The 17456-nt window shown below is 61.6% G+C and carries 19 protein-coding genes; 2 read left to right on the top strand and 17 right to left on the bottom strand.

Annotated elements, in window-relative coordinates; all coding sequences use genetic code 11:
- Positions 1-14 precede the first annotated feature (14 nt).
- From ccmI to ccmA, 9 genes are all read right to left on the bottom strand, one after another.
- Positions 15-1217, bottom strand: coding sequence for a c-type cytochrome biogenesis protein CcmI (gene ccmI, locus ACGJAX_RS28510; RefSeq protein ID WP_390956935.1), 1203 nt, complete (start codon positions 1215-1217; stop codon positions 15-17).
- The gene (locus tag ACGJAX_RS28515; protein WP_247257725.1) at positions 1214-1684 is read right to left on the bottom strand and encodes a cytochrome c-type biogenesis protein; all 471 of its coding nucleotides are present in this window, start codon (positions 1682-1684) and stop codon (positions 1214-1216) included. The genes ccmI and ACGJAX_RS28515 overlap by 4 nt, the downstream gene beginning before the upstream one ends.
- A complete protein-coding gene (locus tag ACGJAX_RS28520; protein WP_390956936.1) occupies positions 1681-2217 on the bottom strand; it encodes a DsbE family thiol:disulfide interchange protein in 537 nt (178 codons plus the stop codon). Before ACGJAX_RS28520 ends, ACGJAX_RS28515 begins: the two co-directional genes overlap by 4 nt.
- Positions 2214-4202 carry a heme lyase CcmF/NrfE family subunit gene (locus ACGJAX_RS28525; protein WP_390956937.1) on the bottom strand — a complete coding sequence of 663 codons (1989 nt, stop codon included), beginning with the start codon at positions 4200-4202 and terminating at the stop codon, positions 2214-2216. The genes ACGJAX_RS28520 and ACGJAX_RS28525 overlap by 4 nt, the downstream gene beginning before the upstream one ends.
- Before the next feature lie 3 nt (positions 4203-4205).
- Positions 4206-4661 carry a cytochrome c maturation protein CcmE gene (ccmE, locus tag ACGJAX_RS28530; protein WP_090324234.1) on the bottom strand — a complete coding sequence of 152 codons (456 nt, stop codon included), beginning with the start codon at positions 4659-4661 and terminating at the stop codon, positions 4206-4208.
- Positions 4658-4834 carry a heme exporter protein CcmD gene (gene ccmD, locus ACGJAX_RS28535; RefSeq protein WP_247257723.1) on the bottom strand — a complete coding sequence of 59 codons (177 nt, stop codon included), beginning with the start codon at positions 4832-4834 and terminating at the stop codon, positions 4658-4660. The genes ccmE and ccmD overlap by 4 nt, the downstream gene beginning before the upstream one ends.
- Positions 4831-5586, bottom strand: coding sequence for a heme ABC transporter permease (locus ACGJAX_RS28540; protein ID WP_090324237.1), 756 nt, complete (start codon positions 5584-5586; stop codon positions 4831-4833). The genes ccmD and ACGJAX_RS28540 overlap by 4 nt, the downstream gene beginning before the upstream one ends.
- 79 nt (positions 5587-5665) lie before the next feature.
- On the bottom strand, positions 5666-6334 hold the full coding sequence (gene ccmB / locus ACGJAX_RS28545; protein WP_090327501.1) for a heme exporter protein CcmB: 669 nt from the start codon (positions 6332-6334) through the stop codon (positions 5666-5668).
- Entirely contained in the window at positions 6331-6966 is a 636-nt protein-coding gene (gene ccmA, locus ACGJAX_RS28550) for a cytochrome c biogenesis heme-transporting ATPase CcmA (protein ID WP_090324239.1), read from the bottom strand. Before ccmA ends, ccmB begins: the two co-directional genes overlap by 4 nt.
- A 198-nt stretch (positions 6967-7164) precedes the next feature.
- Here ccmA and ACGJAX_RS28555 point away from each other — a divergent pair, with 198 nt between their 5' ends.
- Together ACGJAX_RS28555 and ACGJAX_RS28560 are read left to right on the top strand one after the other, a co-directional pair.
- Complete coding sequence (locus ACGJAX_RS28555; protein WP_390956938.1) at positions 7165-8739, top strand: flagellar hook-length control protein FliK; 1575 nt, start codon at positions 7165-7167, stop codon at positions 8737-8739.
- The gene (locus ACGJAX_RS28560; RefSeq protein ID WP_390956939.1) at positions 8736-9065 is read left to right on the top strand and encodes an EscU/YscU/HrcU family type III secretion system export apparatus switch protein; all 330 of its coding nucleotides are present in this window, start codon (positions 8736-8738) and stop codon (positions 9063-9065) included. Before ACGJAX_RS28555 ends, ACGJAX_RS28560 begins: the two co-directional genes overlap by 4 nt.
- 460 nt (positions 9066-9525) lie before the next feature.
- Here the strand turns inward: ACGJAX_RS28560 and ACGJAX_RS28565 are convergent, their stop codons facing one another.
- From ACGJAX_RS28565 to ACGJAX_RS28600, 8 genes are all read right to left on the bottom strand, one after another.
- Positions 9526-9921 carry a DUF2802 domain-containing protein gene (locus ACGJAX_RS28565; protein WP_090324245.1) on the bottom strand — a complete coding sequence of 132 codons (396 nt, stop codon included), beginning with the start codon at positions 9919-9921 and terminating at the stop codon, positions 9526-9528.
- Positions 9922-10407 carry a chemotaxis protein CheW gene (locus ACGJAX_RS28570; protein WP_007980742.1) on the bottom strand — a complete coding sequence of 162 codons (486 nt, stop codon included), beginning with the start codon at positions 10405-10407 and terminating at the stop codon, positions 9922-9924.
- Between the two features lie 41 nt (positions 10408-10448).
- Complete coding sequence (locus ACGJAX_RS28575; protein WP_390956940.1) at positions 10449-11402, bottom strand: chemotaxis protein CheW; 954 nt, start codon at positions 11400-11402, stop codon at positions 10449-10451.
- Positions 11403-11528: 126 nt separating this feature from the next.
- Positions 11529-12317: a ParA family protein gene (locus ACGJAX_RS28580; protein WP_090324248.1), complete on the bottom strand. Its 789-nt coding sequence runs from the start codon at positions 12315-12317 to the stop codon at positions 11529-11531.
- A gap of 43 nt (positions 12318-12360) precedes the next feature.
- Complete coding sequence (gene motD, locus ACGJAX_RS28585) at positions 12361-13251, bottom strand: flagellar motor protein MotD (protein ID WP_390956941.1); 891 nt, start codon at positions 13249-13251, stop codon at positions 12361-12363.
- A gap of 15 nt (positions 13252-13266) precedes the next feature.
- Positions 13267-14007, bottom strand: coding sequence for a flagellar motor protein (locus tag ACGJAX_RS28590; RefSeq protein ID WP_090324252.1), 741 nt, complete (start codon positions 14005-14007; stop codon positions 13267-13269).
- Positions 14007-15137: a chemotaxis-specific protein-glutamate methyltransferase CheB gene (locus ACGJAX_RS28595; protein WP_390956942.1), complete on the bottom strand. Its 1131-nt coding sequence runs from the start codon at positions 15135-15137 to the stop codon at positions 14007-14009. The genes ACGJAX_RS28590 and ACGJAX_RS28595 overlap by 1 nt, the downstream gene beginning before the upstream one ends.
- Before the next feature lie 49 nt (positions 15138-15186).
- Positions 15187-17445: a chemotaxis protein CheW gene (locus ACGJAX_RS28600; RefSeq protein ID WP_390956943.1), complete on the bottom strand. Its 2259-nt coding sequence runs from the start codon at positions 17443-17445 to the stop codon at positions 15187-15189.
- Positions 17446-17456 lie beyond the last annotated feature (11 nt).

Here is a 17456-nt window from a genome sequence, read left to right on the forward strand (position 1 = left end):
GGTGGCGTTTCCTGTTATTTATCCGGGCTGTCGATGGTCAGTGTCTGCGGCGCGGTGGTGCTGCTGGCCAGGGGTTGGCTGCGACCGACCCACTCACCTGCCGTCGGTTGACCGGCACGGGAGATGCGCGCAACCAGTTGGACTTCAGGGAAGTTCGACAGTTTCAACTGCGGCATCATCGCATCGGCATCGCCCAGTTCGACGGTTGCCGGCAAGTCCGCCACGGTCAGGCGCTTGGCCGCCAACGGCGCGGGTGGGCCGGAAGTGGCGCGGGCGAAGATGAACACGCTGTCACCCGGCTGGACCTTGCCCTTCAGCTCGGCAGCCAGGTCCACATGGACCTTGAGCCGCGCCGCCGGTTTGGCCGCAGGTGCCTCGGCCACCTTGCCGCCGCTGGCCACCAGTTTCTCGGTGGCGCGGGTGATGCCACCCTGCAGCGCCACTCGGGACTGGTCGTCTGGCGGCAATTGCTCCATCAGGCGATTCCAGTAATCAATGGCTTGCTGATAACGCTGACCTTCGAAAGCCGCGATACCCAGCAGCCCGAGGCTGGTGACTTCTTTCGGATCAGCCTTGAGTGCTTCGTCAGTCAGTGCCTGGATTTTCTCGGACCACTGCTTGCCATCGGCGAAGTACTGGGCCTGGGCCCATTGACCGAGCAATTCCGGCTGACGACCCGCCAGGTTCACCGTGCGCTCGAAAATCTTCGCGGCATCGGCAGGACGATCCTGAGTCATGTAGGTACGACCGAGGAAATACAGGGCCTCGGCAGAATCCGGCTGCGCCGCGACCGCACGCTCCAGACGCCGGGTCATTTCATCCATCGACTGCGGTGGCTGGGAGAATTCCCGGGTCAGCTCGACCTTGTCGCTGGCGCCGAAATGCAGGTACAAACCCAGGGCCAGCACCGGCACCAGGACCGCTGCCAGCAACGGCGCGGGCTTGCCAAGGCGCGATACCCGCGGCGCGGCGACGCCTTCAGTATCGGCGAGCAATTCACGGGCAGCTTCGGCACGACCGGCGTCCATTTGCGCCGCATTGAGCACGCCCTCTTCCTGCTGAGTCTGCAACTCAGCCACGCGCTCTTGATACAGCGCCACGTTCAGGGCGGTACGATCCTCTTCGAGCTGGGCGCGACGACTGCGCAGAACGGGGATCAGCAGAAAACTCAGGGCCACCAGAAGCAGCAGACCTGCAGCGAGCCAGAAATCAATCATTCTTGGTTTTTATCCAACAGGTGGTCGAGGCGCTCGCGCTCCTCGGCAGAAAGCGAGCCCGGGGTGTCAGCGCGTTGCGCGCGACGACGGCGGACGATCACCGCGATGATCACGAAACCGCCCAGCAGCAGACCGGCAGGGCCGAACCAGAGCAGTGCAGTCTTGGCGTTGAGAGCGGGTTTATAGCGGACGAAGTCACCGTAGCGATCAACCATGAAGTCGATGATCTGCTGGTTGTCCTTGCCCTCGCCGAGCATGCGGAAAATCTCTTTGCGCAGGTCGGCGGCGATGGGCGCGTTGGAGTCGGCGATGTCCTGATTCTGGCACTTGGGGCAGCGCAACTCCTTGGTCAATTCGCGAAAACGCTCGCGATCCGCTTCCTTGGCGAACTCATAGGTGTCGATGGCCGCCTGCGCCACACCGGCCAGGCTCAAACCCAAAATGACGGCGGCGATCCAGCGCTTCATGGCTTGGTCTCGTCGACCAGCGCCTGATACTTGGCGGCCAGTTTTTCACGCCAGACCTGCTCGTCGATCACGCCGACGAACTTGTCGCGGATGATGCCCTTGGCGTCGATGAAGAAGGTTTCCGGGGCGCCGTAGACGCCGAGGTTCAAGCCCAGGGTGCCTTCGTCATCGCGGATGTCGAGCTGGTAAGGGTTGTGGTACTCGTTCAGCCACTTCAGGGCGTCGGCGTTGACGTCCTTGTAGTTGATGCCGTAGATCACCACGCCCTTCTCGGCGAGCTTGTTGAGCACCGGGTGCTCGACCCGACAGGAAATGCACCAGGTGCCCCACACGTTGACCAGCGCCGGCTTACCCAGAATGTCGGCACGGGTCAGGGTCTTGTCGCCCTGCACCGCTGGCAGGGAGAACTCGGGGAACGGCTTGTTGATCATGGCCGAAGGCAACTCGGCCGGGTCCAGGTACAGACCGCGATACAGGAAAACAGCGACCACCAGAAAAATCACCAGTGGCAACAGCATCAACCAACGTCTCATGCAGTGGCTCCCGACATGCCCAGTGCTTCACGCACGCGGCTTTTCACCTTGACTCGATACCGTCGATCCAGCGCCGCCAGCAACCCACCCAGACCGGTGAGCAACCCGCCGAGCCAGATCCAGCGCACAAACGGTTTGACGTGCACGCGCACGGCCCACGCGCCATCGCCCAACGGCTCGCCCAGTGCGACATACAGGTCACGGGTGAACCCGGCGTCGATCCCGGCTTCGGTCATCACCGAATTCTGCACGGTGTAGAGGCGTTTTTCCGGGTGCAGCACGCTGACTTCCCGACCGTCGCGGATGACCCGGATGGTGCCCTTGTCAGACGTGAAATTCGGGCCTTCGAAGTGCTTGGCGCCTTCGAAGATGAAGTGATAACCGGCCAGATCCATCGACTCGCCGGGCGCCAGGCGCAGGTCGCGTTCAGCACTGTTCTGACTCGACAACACCACGCCGAGGGCGCAGACCGCGATGCCCAGGTGGGCCAGCTGCATGCCCCAATAACTGCGGGTCAGGGTCGGCAGGCCTTTGATCAGGCCCTTGTGACGTGTCTTGTCGAAGATGTCACGCACACCGGCCAGCAACACCCAGGCGGCCAGCATGAAGGTCGCCAGCACTGCCCAATTGAAATCGCCATAGGCGATGCCGGCCACCACGGCCAGCGCAGCACTGCCGAGCAACACCGGGGTCAGCATGCCCGCCAGCCATTTCACCGGCGTGTCTTTCCAGCGCACGATCACGCCGACCGCCATCACCAGCATCAGCAGTGCCATCAACGGAATGAACAGCGCGTTGAAATACGGTGGGCCGACCGACAGCTTGGCGCCGGTCATCGCGTCCAGAACCAACGGATACAAGGTGCCCAACAGGATCATCGAAGCCGCGACCACCAGCACCAGGTTGTTGCCCAGCAGCAGGGTTTCCCGTGACCAGAGGTTGAAGCCGACCTGGCTCTTGACCACCGGAGCGCGCAGCGCGAACAGCGTCAGCGAGCCACCGACCACAAACAACAGGAAAATCAGGATGAACACGCCGCGCTCCGGGTCGGAGGCAAAGGCGTGCACCGAGGTCAGCACGCCGGAACGTACCAGGAACGTGCCCAGCAAGCTCAGCGAGAAAGCGGCGATGGCCAGCAGCACGGTCCAGCTTTTGAACACGCCACGTTTTTCCGTGACCGCCAACGAGTGAATCAGCGCGGTGCCCACCAGCCATGGCATGAAGGAAGCGTTTTCCACCGGGTCCCAGAACCACCAGCCGCCCCAACCCAGTTCGTAGTAGGCCCACCACGAGCCAAGGGTGATGCCGATACCGAGGAACGCCCAGGCCACGATGGTCCAGGGGCGCGACCAGCGAGCCCACGCGGCATCAAGACGACCGCCCAGCAATGCGGCGATGGCGAACGCGAAGGCCACGGAAAAACCGACATAGCCCATGTACAGCATCGGCGGGTGCACGATCAGGCCGATGTCTTGCAGCAACGGATTCAGGTCGCGACCGTCTGCCGGAATCTGCGGCAGGATCCGCGAGAACGGGTTGGACGTGAGGATCAGGAACAGCAGGAAACCAGTGCTGATCATGCCCATGACCGCCAGTACCCGCGCCAGCATCACTTGCGGCAACTGCCGGGAGAACACCGACACCGCGAAGGTCCAGCCGCCAAGGATCAGCGCCCAGAGCAGCAACGAACCTTCGTGCGCGCCCCACACGGCGCTGAATTTGTAGTACCAGGGCAACGAGCTGTTGGAATTGCTGGCGACATAGGCGACGGAGAAGTCGTCAGTCATGAACGCGTAGGTCAGGCTCCCGAAGGCGAATACCAGAAAGGCGAACTGGCCCCAGGCCGCTGGCTGGGCCAGGCTCATCCACAAGCGGTCGCCGCGCCAGGCACCGAGCAACGGCACCACGGCTTGTACCAGCGCAAAACACAGCGCCAGGATCATGGCCAGGTGGCCCAGTTCGGGGATGAAGATTGCGGAAGTCATGGATCAACCCTCCTTCGCAGGTGTTGGAGCGGTTTGACCACTGTCCTTGAGGGCCTTGGTCACTTCCGGCGGCATGTACTTTTCATCGTGCTTGGCCAGCACTTCATCGGCCACCACCACGCCATCGGCATTAAGTTTGCCCAGGGCAACGATGCCCTGCCCTTCGCGGAACAGGTCCGGGAGGATGCCGCGATAGGTGATGGTGACCGATTTGTTGAAGTCGGTGACGATGAACTTCACGTCCAGGGAATCGCTGGAACGTTGCAGCGACCCCTTCTCGACCATGCCGCCGGCGCGGATGCGCGTGTCATGCGGCGCTTCGCCGTTGGCGATCTGGGTCGGGGTGTAAAACAGATTGATGTTCTGCTGCAAGGCGCTCAGGGCCAGGCCGACGGCAGCGCCGACACCGACCAGGATCGCGAGAATGATGATTAGACGCTTTTTACGCAGGGGATTCACTTGCCGTTCTCCCGGCGCAGACGTCGCGCCTCTTGTTGCAGATACCGCTTGCGGGCCAGGATCGGCGCCGCCACGTTGATGGCCAGCACCGCCAGGCAAATGCCGTAGGCTGACCAGACATACAGGCCATGATGGCCCATGGCGATGAAGTCGCCGAATGAAGCAAAACTCATCGAGCGACCTCCAGACTGTTTTCCACTTCGGCTTTCACCCAACTGGCCCGCGCTTCGCGCTTGAGCACTTCAAGGCGCATGCGCAGCAACAACACAGCGCCGAAGAAACAGTAGAAACCCAGCGCCGTCAGCAACAACGGCAGCCACATTTCGGCGGGCATCGCCGGTTTTTCGGTGAGGGTGAAAGTCGCGCCCTGGTGCAGGGTGTTCCACCACTCCACCGAGTACTTGATGATCGGGATGTTGATCACACCGACAATGGCCAGCACCGCGCACGCCTTGGCGGCGCTCTCACGATTGCTGATCGCATTGCCCAGCGCAATGAGACCGAAGTACAGGAACAGCAGAATCAGCATGGACGTTAGTCGGGCATCCCAGACCCACCACGAGCCCCAGGTCGGTTTGCCCCAGATCGCGCCGGTGACCAGCGCCACGGCGGTCATCCAGGCACCGATGGGCGCCGCGCATTGCAGGGCGACATCGGCCAGTTTCATTTTCCAGACCAGGCCGACGATGCCGCACACGGCCAGCATCACATAAATGGACTGCGCCAGCATGGCGGCCGGAACGTGGATGTAGATGATCCGAAAACTGTTGCCCTGCTGGTAGTCCGGCGGCGCGAAGGCCAGGCCCCAGACCACGCCAACGCCGATCAGCAGCAACGCCGCGACACTCAGCCACGGCAGCAATTTGCCGCTGATGCCGTAGAACCACTTGGGCGAGCCGAGCTTGTGAAACCACGTCCAGTTCATACTGTTTCCATCACGGTTGCCGCCCGTTGTCACGAGCCGGCCAAAGGGTCTTTACTGGTTACTTTTTAACCAGACCTCATTATTCGCCGACGCTGATCTTCAGGCCAGCGGCTATTGCAAAGGGTGTCAGGGTTATCGCCAGGGCGGTCAGGCTACCAAGCCACAGGAGATAACCGGTCGCCGGCATGCCTTGCAACGCCGCCTGCAAGGCGCCACTGCCAAGAATCAACACCGGGATGTACAACGGCAGAATCAGCAGCGCCAGCAACAGGCCACCGCGCTTCAAACCCACCGTCAGTGCCGCGCCCACCGCACCGAGCAGGCTCAGCACCGGTGTACCCAGCAATAAGGAAAGCAGCAACACCGGCAGACAAGCGGCAGGCAAACCGAGCATCAACGCCAGCAAGGGCGCGAGCAAAACCAGTGCCAGGCCGGAAAACATCCAGTGTGCCAGCACCTTGGCCAATACCAGAAGAGCCAGGGGGTGCGGCGAAAGGACCCACTGTTCCAGTGATCCGTCTTCGAAATCACTGCGGAAAAGCCCGTCCAGCGAGAGCAAAACCGATAAAAGGGCTGCGACCCAGACCAGTCCCGGAGACAAGGTTTGCAACAATTGAGACTCAGGTCCGACCGCCAGCGGGAACAACGAAACGACGATGGCGAAGAATACCAGCGGATTGGCCAGTTCCGCCGGACGGCGAAACAGCAAACGGGCCTCACGGGCGACCAACAGGCCGAAAACACTCATACGGCCCATTTCCCCAGATCAATGTCGCGATAACCGGCCGGCATCCGGCTCAGGGTATGGTGAGTGGTCAACACCACCATGCCACCGCGCTCGCAGTGCGCGGCGAGGTGCTCTTCGAGTTGCGCCACGCCTTGTTTGTCGAGGGCGGTGAACGGTTCGTCGAGAATCCACAGGGGGGGGCAATCCAGGTACAACCGGGCCAGCGCGACACGACGCTGCTGGCCAGCGGACAGTGTGTGGCAGGGAACATCCTCGAACCCCCGCAGTCCGACCGCCGCCAGGGCTTGCCCGATGGCTTCATGGGAGGCCGGCTGATGCAGGGCACAAAGCCAGCTCAAGTTCTCTTCGGGCGTCAGCAGGTCCTTGATCCCGGCGGCATGGCCGATCCACAGCAGGTTGCGCGCCAGTTCCGTGCGTTGTTCGTTAAGTGGCTGGCCATTGAGCAGCACTTGACCGTCGGTCGGCTGCATCAGGCCCGAAAGCAGGCGTAGCAGGCTGGTTTTCCCACTGCCGTTGGGGCCGCTGATCTGTACCATTTCGCCACTGGCCAGTCTCAAATCGAGATTTTCGAAGAGCAGCCGAAGGTCTCGCTCACAGGCAAGGGCAACGGTTTGCAGGACAGGACTGGTCAAGGGTTCACGGGCCTTATACGGTTCAAGTCGGCTCTGGCGCGGCCGTTAAAGAGAGGCAGAATAAAGGTATTGGCAGCCCGAACTAGAGAGCTGGGTCAAATAATTGCAATGTTTCGGCCACTCTGTATACAACGGGGCGGCATTATACATGCCATTTCCTACTCTAAAGAGCGCATTTTCCCAAGGTTGTGACCGCGTATGACAGGCGACATGAACATCCTCCCGCTACCGCAGACCGCACCGGCGACCGCACGTCCGCTGGCGGTCAGTGGCGAGCTGATCAAGCTACTGACGCCAATGGAGGGGCTGATCGACGCCGGTCAGACCGCCAGGGCCGAGGTGCTGTCGCTCAAGCAGGCGGATCAGACATTTCAATTGTTGCTCAAGGTCACCCTCGACAGCGGCCGCCAGACCACGGTCCAGGCCACCAGCAACCAGCCGTTGGCCCAGGGCACCAGCATGGTGGTCACTCAGCCCTCGGCGAGCAATCTGGCAGTGACCGTGCAACAAGCCATTGCGTCCAGCGTCGCCACCCTCACCCGCATCGACACGGCGCAATTGCCGGTCGGTACCCTGCTGCAAGCCAAAGTGCTGACCTCCCAGGTATTGCCGCAGGTGCCAGGCCAGGCAACGGTGTTTCGCTCGATGGTCAGCTTGCTCAACACAGCCCTGAGCGGCAGCACCCTGAGCATCGACAGCTCGCAACCGTTGCGCATCGGCACCTTGCTCAGCGCGCTGGTCCAGGATACCCAGACGCTCAAGTTCGTGCCATTGAGCAGCCGGCAGGATCAACTGGCCGTGACCCAGCAACTGGTCGACCAGCAAAATCGCCAGGGCTCGCTGGACGGTTTGCTCAAACTCCTGCAAGACCTGCCGGATTCCGACCAGACCTCCGTAGACCTGCGTAACGCCGCTTCCCGATTGCTCGCCGGTTTGCCCGATGTTCAGCAACTGAGTACGGCCAAAGGCCTGGCCCAGGCATTACTGGGCAGCGGTGCGTTCCTCGAGACCAAGTTGCTGACCGGCCAGAACCCGGCGCTGGCGCCCGACTTGAAAGCCGACCTGCTGAAGCTGATCGCGCAATTGACGCCAGGGCTTCAGGCCAACACCAACCTCAGCGCGATCATCGCGGCGAATACGTTGGCCCAGGCCATGCCGAATTTCGTGCGCAATGCCCTGGGCATGCTCGGGCAGGTCAGCGCCAAACCCTCGCCAACCAGTTTTCCGCTGCCCGAGCGCCTGTTGCAAAGTGCCGAGAGTGAAGATGACCTCGAACATCTGCTGCGCCTGGCCGCCGCTGCGGTCTCACGCCTGCAAAGCCACCAATTATCGAGTCTGGAACAGACCGGCGTGACCGCCGACGGGCGCCTGATGAGCACCTGGCAACTGGAAATCCCGATGCGTAACCTGCAGGACATCGTGCCGTTGCAAGTGAAGTTTCAGCGTGAAGAGGCCCCCGAGAAAGAACCGCAACAGGAACGCCGCGACGAACGCGAACCCAAACAGAATCTGTGGCGCGTTGACCTGGCGTTCGACATGGAACCCTTGGGGCCGTTGCAGGTTCAGGCACAGTTGATCAAAGGCAGCCTGTCGAGCCAGCTGTGGGCCGAGCGGCCCTACACCGCGAGCCTGATCGAAAGCAATCTGTCGGCATTGCGCGAACGCCTGCTGGCATCAGGCCTGAATGTCGGCGATCTCGACTGCCACCTCGGCACACCGCCCCAGGGCACTCAAACCCGCCTCGAACAACGCTGGGTCGACGAAAACGCATGAATAACCCCCACGCCCCACGCCAGGCCATCGCCCTCAAATACGACGGCACCCACGCCCCGACCCTCACGGCCAAGGGCGATGAAGCACTGGCGGAAGAAATTCTGCGAATCGCTCGCGACTACGAAGTGCCGATCTACGAAAACGCCGAACTGGTGAAGCTGCTGGCGCGGATGGAGCTGGGGGACAGTATTCCGCAGGAACTCTATCTGACGATTGCCGAGATCATCGCGTTTGCGTGGAACCTGAAAGGCAAGTTTCCGGCTGGGCATGTTCCGGATGCGCCCTGGGTCGAGAAGGATGTCACTGAACGCGGGGATGATTATTGAGTCTTCAAAAATGCCATCGCGAATGAGGTCACGACCACAGAGGCAGCGGGTACGACCAAAACCATTGTAGGAGCGAGCCTGCTCGCGATGGACTCAGGCGCGACACGTTGATTCAGACAGCCCGCGTCATCGTTAACGCCCATCGCGAGCGGGCTCGCTCCTACATTTGATGTTCAGTGAACACCGATTTTGTGCCCGACCTGAAACCATTGTAGGAGCGAGCCTGCTCGCGATGGACTCAGGCGCGACGCGTTGCTTCAGAAAGCACGCGTCATCGTTAACGTCCATCGCGAGCGGGTTCGCTCCTACATTTGATGTTCAGTGAACACCGATTTTGTGACCAGCCTGAAACCACTGTAGGAGCGAGCTTGCGCGCGATGGACTCAAGCGCGACGCGTTGATTCAGTCAGCCCGCGTCATCGTTAACGCCCATCGCGAGCGGGTTCGCTCCTACAGGCTTTTAGCTGCTCTTGTGCAACTTGCTCATCAACTCTGCCTCAGCCTGGGTCAAGCCGCAGGACTGGGTCAGTTCGTCGACGCTGGCGCCCATGCCCACCAGTCGCGCCGCCTGGGCGAACGACAGGCTGGAAGGGTCGCGCTGTTCCAGCTGGGCCAGTTTGTCCGGCAAAGGCGCGACGATCGCGCGCAGTTCGTGCAGGTCTTCACCCATGCGCACGCTGCCGTTCTGGTAATTGTCGACGCGCTTGGCCAGGTCCTTGATGCGCTGATCGCGCAGCGCATCACTCTGGGCCTGTTGCGCGGCAATCAGCCGCTGACCGCGAATGTACGCCAGAAACATTGCCAGCGTGCCCGCCCAAAACAGGAACAGGACAATGACCGCCACCTCAAGAATCAATCAGATACTCTCCAGTTCCGACCATTCTTCTTCGCTCATCATCTTGTCGAGTTCGACCAGGATCAGCAGTTCGTTGTTCTTGTTGCACACGCCTTGAATGAACTTGGCGGACTCTTCGTTACCCACGTTCGGCGCGGTTTCGATTTCCGACTGACGCAGGTAAACCACTTCGGCCACGCTGTCGACCATGATCCCGACCACTTGCTTGTCGGCCTCGATGATGACGATACGGGTGTTGTCACTGATTTCGGCGTTCATCAGGCCGAAGCGCTGACGGGTGTCGATCACGGTGACCACATTGCCGCGCAGGTTGATGATGCCCAGCACGTAGCTCGGGGCACCCGGTACCGGGGCGATTTCGGTGTAGCGCAGGACTTCCTGAACGCGCATCACGTTGATGCCGTAGGTTTCGTTGTCCAGCTTGAAGGTGACCCATTGCAGGATCGGATCTTCGGAACCCTTTGCCGCCGTCGCCTTATCATTCATACCCTGACCCCTCGAAAAACCGCCCTGGCGGTGTTGTTCTGTTATGTAGTTTTTTGAGTCGGCTTGCTGCCGCCCATGTGCCTGGCCCCACCGCTGGCGATCAACTCGGCCAGCGCGGAAACGTCGAGCAACGCACACATGTGTTCAATCACGGTGCCCGCCAACCATGGTCGTTGACCACGATGGCTGCGCCATTTGATTTCGTTCGGGTCCAGGCGCAACGAGCGGCTGACCTGATGCACTGCCAGCCCCCATTCGTAGCCCTGAACGGAAATGACGTATTGCAGGCCCTGGCGATAATCCTCGCGATACCGGTCCGGCATGACCCAGCGCGCGGTGTCCAACACCTTCAGATTGCCGGCCTGGCTCGGCAGGATGCCCAGGAACCATTCCGGCTGGCCGAACAACGGCGTCAGCTCATGCCCCGCCAGCGGGTAGATCGACCCCAGGCACACCAGCGGCACCGCCAGGGTCAAGCCCGCGACATCGAACAACAGGCACTCGAACGGTTCGGCGGCCCAGGACGGACGGCCATCGGTTTCCACCGGTGGCGGTGTGTTGGCAGGCGGCAGGTGCACTTCGACGACCGGTGGCACCAGCGCTTGAGGTACCTCGGCAGCCGGCGGTACCACAGCGAGTTGCTCTTCCACGGCTGGCGGTGCCAACGCTTGCAGCAATGGTGCGATGGTCGATACCTGAGCGAGTACCGGTGCAGTGGCTTCGATCACGGCGACCTGAGTTTTTTCAACGACTGGTGCCAGGACCGGCGCGGCAAGGGCGGCGCTTTTCTGCGCATCACGGGCCTGTTCTTCGAGCACCGCAGCCTGGAACTCATCCAGCGCAGCTTCTACTTCAATCGCTTCGACAACTTCGACGATTTCAGCAAGCGCTTGAACTTCAACCGGCAGTTCTTCGGTCGCCTCCATCAGCAAGCTGTCCAGATAGGACTGGAGCGCCAGTTGCGGACGCGAGGTGGTCTTCACCGGCCGATTCATGCCAGCCCCCTTGCAGGAGAGCGCTTGCTCGCGATGAAGGTATGGACACCGCGCATCTCCATCAACCCCGCGTTATCGTTGTCGTCCATCGCGAGCAAGCTCGCTCCTACAGGGACTGGATTCATCTCACGCCACCTGCGGAACAAGTTGTGCCGCCAGCAAATGCTTGAGTAACGCGCGGTAGGCCAGAACCCCACGGCTTTTGCCGTCGAATTGCGAAGGCGTCAGCCCGGCCCGGCTGGCATCGCGCAAACGCGTGTCCACCGGAATGTAGCCCTGCCAGATTTCATCCGGGAATTTGTCGCGCAGGACACGCAGCGTGCCCAGGGACGCTTGCGTACGACGATCGAACAGGGTCGGTACGATGCTGAACGGCAGCGCCTGTTTGCGCGAGCGATTGATCATCGCCAGGGTGTTGACCATGCGTTCCAGGCCCTTGACCGCCAGGTGCTCGGTCTGCACCGGAATCACCAGTTGCTGGCTCGCCGCCAAGGCATTGACCATCAGCACGCCCAGCAACGGCGGGCTGTCGATGACCGCGTAATCGAAGTCTTGCCACAACTGCGCCAGGCTCTTGGCGATCACCAGGCCCAGGCCACTCTGGCCCGGTGACTGGCGCTCAAGGGTCGCCAGCGCGGTGCTCGATGGCAACAGGGAAATACGTTCGTCGCTGGTGGACAGCAACAACTGGCCGGGCAAGCCCTCAGGCACGCTGCCCTTATGCAGGAACAGGTCGTAGTTGCTGTGTTCCAGGGTATCGGGGTCGTAACCGAAATAGCTGGTCATGGAGCCGTGGGGGTCGAGATCGACCACGACCACGCGCTTGCCCGCCTCGGCCAGCAAACCGGCTAAAGCGATAGAGGAAGTGGTTTTACCGACACCACCCTTTTGATTGGCGACTGCCCAGACTCTCATTCGGATTGTTCCTCCCGGCCGAACGGATCGACCGAGAAATAGCTCAACGTGTTAATGCGGGTGACGGAGAATTGACGGCTCCCTCTCGTCCCGGCGACTTGACCGGGGTCGGTGCAGTTTGTGTGCCAGCACGCTTCAACGCCGCGTCCGGTTGTGCGTGAGCAGTCCCCGTGCCGGTCAGGCTGCGCCGCACGTCGAGATTGCGCGACACCACCAGCACCACCCGACGATTGCGCGCCCGGCCTTCTGCCGTGGCGTTATTGGCCACCGGCTGGAATTCGCCGTACCCCACGGACGCCAGACGACTGGGGTTTACCCCTTGCATGGCGAGCATGCGCACGATGCTGGCAGAACGGGCCGAAGACAGTTCCCAGTTGGTCGGGTACTGCGCCGTGCGGATCGGTTGATCGTCGGTGAAACCCTCGACGTGGATCGGGTTGTCGAACGGCTTCAGAATCGCGGCGACCTTGTCGATGATGTTGAACGCAATGTCGCTGGGCATGGCGTCACCACTGCCAAACAACAGGCTGGAATTGAGTTCGATCTCGACCCACAACTCGTTGCCGCGCACGGTCATCTGATTGGAGCTGATCAAGTCACCGAACGCTGCACTGATGTCGTCGGCGATGCTTTTAAGTGGATCGCTGGTGCCAGCAACACCGGCTTCGACCTGGTCACTGTCGTTGACCAGTGGCTTGGCCGGGGTCACGGTCTTGGGCCGTTCTTCGCCGATCGGGATCGGTTTCAAGGAACGATCGGCGTCCGTGAATACCCCGATCAGCGCCTGGGAAATGACCTTGTACTTGCCTTCGTTGATCGAGGAGATCGAGTACATCACCACGAAGAAGGCGAAGAGCAAGGTGATGAAGTCGGCGTAGGAAACCAGCCAACGTTCGTGGTTGACATGCTCTTCATGCTGGCGACGACGTGCCATGATCCATGCCCCCCATCAATCCATGAAGCCCTGAAGCTTCAACTCAATGGAGCGCGGGTTTTCACCTTCGGCGATCGACAGGAGGCCTTCGAGCAACATTTCCCGATAACGCGACTGACGCATCGCGATGGATTTGAGTTTCGCGGCAATCGGCAACAGCACCAGGTTGGCACTGGCCACGCCATAGATGGTGGCGACGAAGGCCACGGCAATGCCGTTGCCCAGCTGCGATGGGTCACCCAGGTTGCCCATGACGTGGATCAGGCCCATCACCGCACCGATGATGCCGATGGTCGGCGCATAACCGCCCATGCTTTCGAAGACCTTGGCGGCTTCGATGTCGCGGCTTTCCTGGGTATAGAAATCGACTTCCAGAATGCTGCGGATCGCTTCGGGTTCAGCGCCGTCCACCAGCAGTTGCAGGCCTTTGCGCGCGTAGTTGTCGGGTTCGGTGTCGGCCATCCCTTCCAGTCCGAGCAAGCCTTCCTTGCGCGCGGTCAGGCTCCAGTTGACGACACGGTCGACGCCACCGGCCAGATCGATGCGCGGTGGAAACAGAATCCACGCCAGAATCTGCAGGGCGCGCTTGAAGGCGCTCATCGGCGATTGCAGCAACGCCGCGCCGAAGGTGCCGCCGAGTACGATCAGCGCCGCCGGGCCGTTGGCCAATGCACCGAGGTGACCGCCTTCGAGGAAGTTGCCACCGATGATGGCAACGAACGCCAGAATGATCCCGATCAGGCTTAGAACGTCCATCAGACACACGCCTCGACCAGGTGCCGGCCAATGTCGTCGAGGCTATACACCGCGTCGGCGAGTTCGGCTTTGACGATGGCCATCGGCATGCCATAGATCACGCAGCTGGCTTCGTCCTGGGCCCAGATCGAACTGCCGCCCTGCTTGAGCAGGCGCGCGCCTTCGCGACCGTCGGCGCCCATGCCGGTCAACACGACCGCCAGAACTTTGTCACCGTAGGACTTGGCCGCAGAACCAAAGGTGATGTCCACGCAAGGCTTGTAGTTCAAACGCTCGTCGCCCGGCAGGATTTTCACCGCGCCACGGCCATCGATCATCATTTGCTTGCCACCCGGTGCCAGCAGCGCCAGGCCCGGACGCAGAATATCGCCGTCCTCGGCTTCCTTGACACTGATGCGGCAGAGCTTGTCCAGACGCTCGGCGAACGCTTTGGTGAAGGCCGCGGGCATGTGCTGGACCAGCACGATCGGTGCCGGGAAGTTGGCCGGCAGCTGGGTCAGGACCCGCTGCAAGGCCACCGGGCCACCGGTGGAGGTGCCGATGGCCACCAGTTTGTAGGCTTTGCGTTTGGGCGCAGGCGACGTGGGTGCGTGCGCTGGCGCACGAGCCGGGATCGGAGCCGGGGCCGGACGCGCGGGCACGTTGCCGCTGAAACTGCCAACGCTCGAAGGCGCTGGTGTCGGCGCGGAGGCCGCTACCGGTGGCGGTGCCGTGTAGGTGCTGACACGACGGTTACTGCGCGCGATACTGAGAATCTTCTCGCACAGCAGTTGCTTGACCTTCTCGGGGTTGCGCGAGATGTCTTCGAAATTCTTCGGCAGGAAGTCCACCGCGCCGGCGTCCAGCGCATCCAGGGTGACCCGGGCGCCTTCGTGGGTCAGCGAGGAAAACATCAACACCGGGGTCGGGCAGCGCTGCATGATGTGCCGCACCGCCGTGATGCCGTCCATCATCGGCATCTCGTAGTCCATGGTGATCACGTCGGGCTTGAGGGCCAGAGCCTGATCAATCGCCTCTTTTCCGTTGGTCGCCGTGCCGACGACCTGGATATTCGAATCCGCTGAAAGAATTTCCGAGACGCGGCGGCGGAAAAACCCCGAATCGTCCACCACCAGGACTTTGACTGCCATAAACACTCCGTTAGACGGAGCGAGGCTCAGTCGCCCCGCTCCATCAGAATCAAATACGCCGCGTGGCGTAACGCTTGAGCATGCTCGGAACATCGAGAATCAGCGCGATGCGGCCGTCACCGGTAATGGTGGCGCCCGACATGCCCGGGGTTCCCTGGAGCATTTTGCCCAATGGCTTGATGACCACTTCTTCCTGACCCACCAGTTGATCGACAACGAAGCCGATCCGCTGAGTGCCCACGGAAAGGATCACCACATGGCCTTCGCGCTGCTCTTCATGAGCGGCGGAGCTGACCAGCCAGCGCTTGAGGTAGAACAACGGCAGCGCCTTGTCCCGCACGATCACCACTTCCTGGCCGTCCACCACGTTGGTGGTCGACAGGTCGAGGTGGAAAATCTCGTTGACGTTCACCAGCGGGAACGCGAACGCCTGGTTGCCGAGCATGACCATCAGTGTCGGCATGATCGCCAGGGTCAACGGCACCTTGATGACGATCTTCGAACCCTGGCCCTTGGCCGAGTAGATGTTGATCGAACCGTTGAGCTGGGAGATCTTGGTTTTCACCACGTCCATGCCCACGCCACGACCCGACACGTCGGAAATCTCGGTCTTGGTCGAGAAGCCCGGGGCGAAGATCAGGTTGTAGCACTCGGTGTCGCTCAGGCGATCGGCCGCGTCCTTGTCCATCACTCCGCGTTTTACCGCGATGGAGCGCAGGACGTTCGGGTCCATGCCCTTGCCGTCATCGGAGATCGACAGCAGGATGTGGTCGCCTTCCTGTTCCGCGGCCAGGATCACCTTGCCGCCACGGGCCTTGCCCGAAGCTTCGCGTTCTTCCGGCGACTCGATGCCGTGGTCGACCGCGTTACGGACCAAGTGGACCAACGGGTCGGCCAGGGCCTCGACGAGGTTCTTGTCGAGGTCGGTTTCTTCGCCGACCAGTTCCAGGTTGATCTCTTTCTTGAGCTGGCGAGCCAGGTCGCGAACCAGACGCGGGAAGCGACCGAAGACCTTCTTGATCGGTTGCATCCGGGTCTTCATGACCGCGGTTTGCAGATCGGCGGTAACCACATCCAGGTTCGACACCGCCTTGGACATGGCCTCGTCGGCGCTGTTGGCCCCCAGGCGGACCAGGCGGTTACGCACCAATACCAATTCGCCGACCATGTTCATGATTTCGTCGAGACGCGCGGTATCGACCCGCACGGTGGTCTCGGCTTCGCTGGCCGGCTTCTCCGCAGGCGGAGCGGCCGGGGCACGGGCGGCTGCCGGTGCGGCGGCAGGCGCCGGCGCTTCAGCTTTGGGTTCGGGGGCTTTGGCGACAGGTTTCGGCGCTGCTGCCTTGGCGACTGGCGTGGCCACCGAAGCGGCGGTACCGGTTGCAGCAGTACCCACATCAGTGAACTTGCCTTTGCCGTGCAATTCGTCGAGCAGCGATTCGAACTCGTGATCGGTGATCAGATCGCTACCCGCCGCCGCAGCGGCAGGTGCTGCCGGCGCCGGCACCGAAGCGATGGCCGATTCCAGTGCGTCGACCGCAAAGTTGCCCTTGCCGTGCAACTGATCGAGCAACGCTTCGAATTCGTCGTCGGTGATGTCGGAGCTGTCGCCTGGCGCTTTAGGCGCAGGCGGTTCGCTGGACGCCGCAGGTGATGCCAGGGCATCGACGGCGAACTGACCTTTACCATGCAATTGATCGAGCAGTGACTCGAACTCGGCGTCAGTGATTTCGTCACTGGCAGCGGCAGCGCTATCTGCTGCTGGAGCGGCTGGCGCTTCGGCCTGAGCCTTGACGGCATTCAGCGAGTCCAGCAGTTGTTCGAATTCATTGTCAGTGATGTCGCCCGACTCGCTTTCGGCAACAGGCTCTTGCACCACTTCTTCTACCGCAGGTGCAGGCGCCGCCTCGTCAGCGGTTTGCGGCTCGGCCAGACGGGCCAGGGCTGCGAGCAATTCGGGTGTGGCCGCCGTGATCGGGCTACGCTCGCGGACTTCGCTGAACATGCTGTTCACCGCGTCCAGTGCTTCGAGAACCACGTCCATCAATTCCGAGTCGACGCGACGTTCGCCCTTGCGCAGGATGTCGAACACGTTCTCGGCGATGTGACAGCACTCCACCAACTCGTTGAGCTGGAGGAAGCCGGCGCCCCCTTTTACAGTGTGAAAACCGCGAAAAATTGCATTGAGCAGGTCCGCGTCATCCGGCCGGCTTTCCAGCTCGACCAGTTGTTCGGACAGTTGCTCTAGAATCTCGCCGGCCTCAACCAGGAAATCCTGAAGGATCTCTTCATCGGCGCCGAAGCTCATTAAGGGTGTGC

Source organism: Pseudomonas moorei (assembly GCF_042846945.1).
Taxonomy (GTDB): Bacteria; Pseudomonadota; Gammaproteobacteria; order Pseudomonadales; family Pseudomonadaceae; genus Aquipseudomonas; species Aquipseudomonas moorei.

Bases quoted from the DNA above. Each gene is read 5' to 3' on its own strand.
- ccmI (WP_390956935.1), bottom strand. From the start codon at position 1,217: ATGATTGATTTCTGGCTCGCTGCAGGTCTGCTGCTTCTGGTGGCCCTG.
- ACGJAX_RS28515 (WP_247257725.1), bottom strand. From the start codon at position 1,684: ATGAAGCGCTGGATCGCCGCCGTCATTTTGGGTTTGAGCCTGGCCGGT.
- ACGJAX_RS28520 (WP_390956936.1), bottom strand. From the start codon at position 2,217: ATGAGACGTTGGTTGATGCTGTTGCCACTGGTGATTTTTCTGGTGGTC.
- ACGJAX_RS28525 (WP_390956937.1), bottom strand. From the start codon at position 4,202: ATGACTTCCGCAATCTTCATCCCCGAACTGGGCCACCTGGCCATGATC.
- ccmD (WP_247257723.1), bottom strand. From the start codon at position 4,834: ATGAGTTTTGCTTCATTCGGCGACTTCATCGCCATGGGCCATCATGGC.
- ACGJAX_RS28540 (WP_090324237.1), bottom strand. From the start codon at position 5,586: ATGAACTGGACGTGGTTTCACAAGCTCGGCTCGCCCAAGTGGTTCTAC.
- ccmB (WP_090327501.1), bottom strand. From the start codon at position 6,334: ATGAGTGTTTTCGGCCTGTTGGTCGCCCGTGAGGCCCGTTTGCTGTTT.
- ACGJAX_RS28555 (WP_390956938.1), top strand. From the start codon at position 7,165: ATGACAGGCGACATGAACATCCTCCCGCTACCGCAGACCGCACCGGCG.
- ACGJAX_RS28560 (WP_390956939.1), top strand. From the start codon at position 8,736: ATGAATAACCCCCACGCCCCACGCCAGGCCATCGCCCTCAAATACGAC.
- ACGJAX_RS28570 (WP_007980742.1), bottom strand. From the start codon at position 10,407: ATGAATGATAAGGCGACGGCGGCAAAGGGTTCCGAAGATCCGATCCTG.
- ACGJAX_RS28575 (WP_390956940.1), bottom strand. From the start codon at position 11,402: ATGAATCGGCCGGTGAAGACCACCTCGCGTCCGCAACTGGCGCTCCAG.
- ACGJAX_RS28580 (WP_090324248.1), bottom strand. From the start codon at position 12,317: ATGAGAGTCTGGGCAGTCGCCAATCAAAAGGGTGGTGTCGGTAAAACC.
- motD (WP_390956941.1), bottom strand. From the start codon at position 13,251: ATGGCACGTCGTCGCCAGCATGAAGAGCATGTCAACCACGAACGTTGG.
- ACGJAX_RS28590 (WP_090324252.1), bottom strand. From the start codon at position 14,007: ATGGACGTTCTAAGCCTGATCGGGATCATTCTGGCGTTCGTTGCCATC.
- ACGJAX_RS28595 (WP_390956942.1), bottom strand. From the start codon at position 15,137: ATGGCAGTCAAAGTCCTGGTGGTGGACGATTCGGGGTTTTTCCGCCGC.
- ACGJAX_RS28600 (WP_390956943.1), bottom strand. From the start codon at position 17,445: ATGAGCTTCGGCGCCGATGAAGAGATCCTTCAGGATTTCCTGGTTGAG.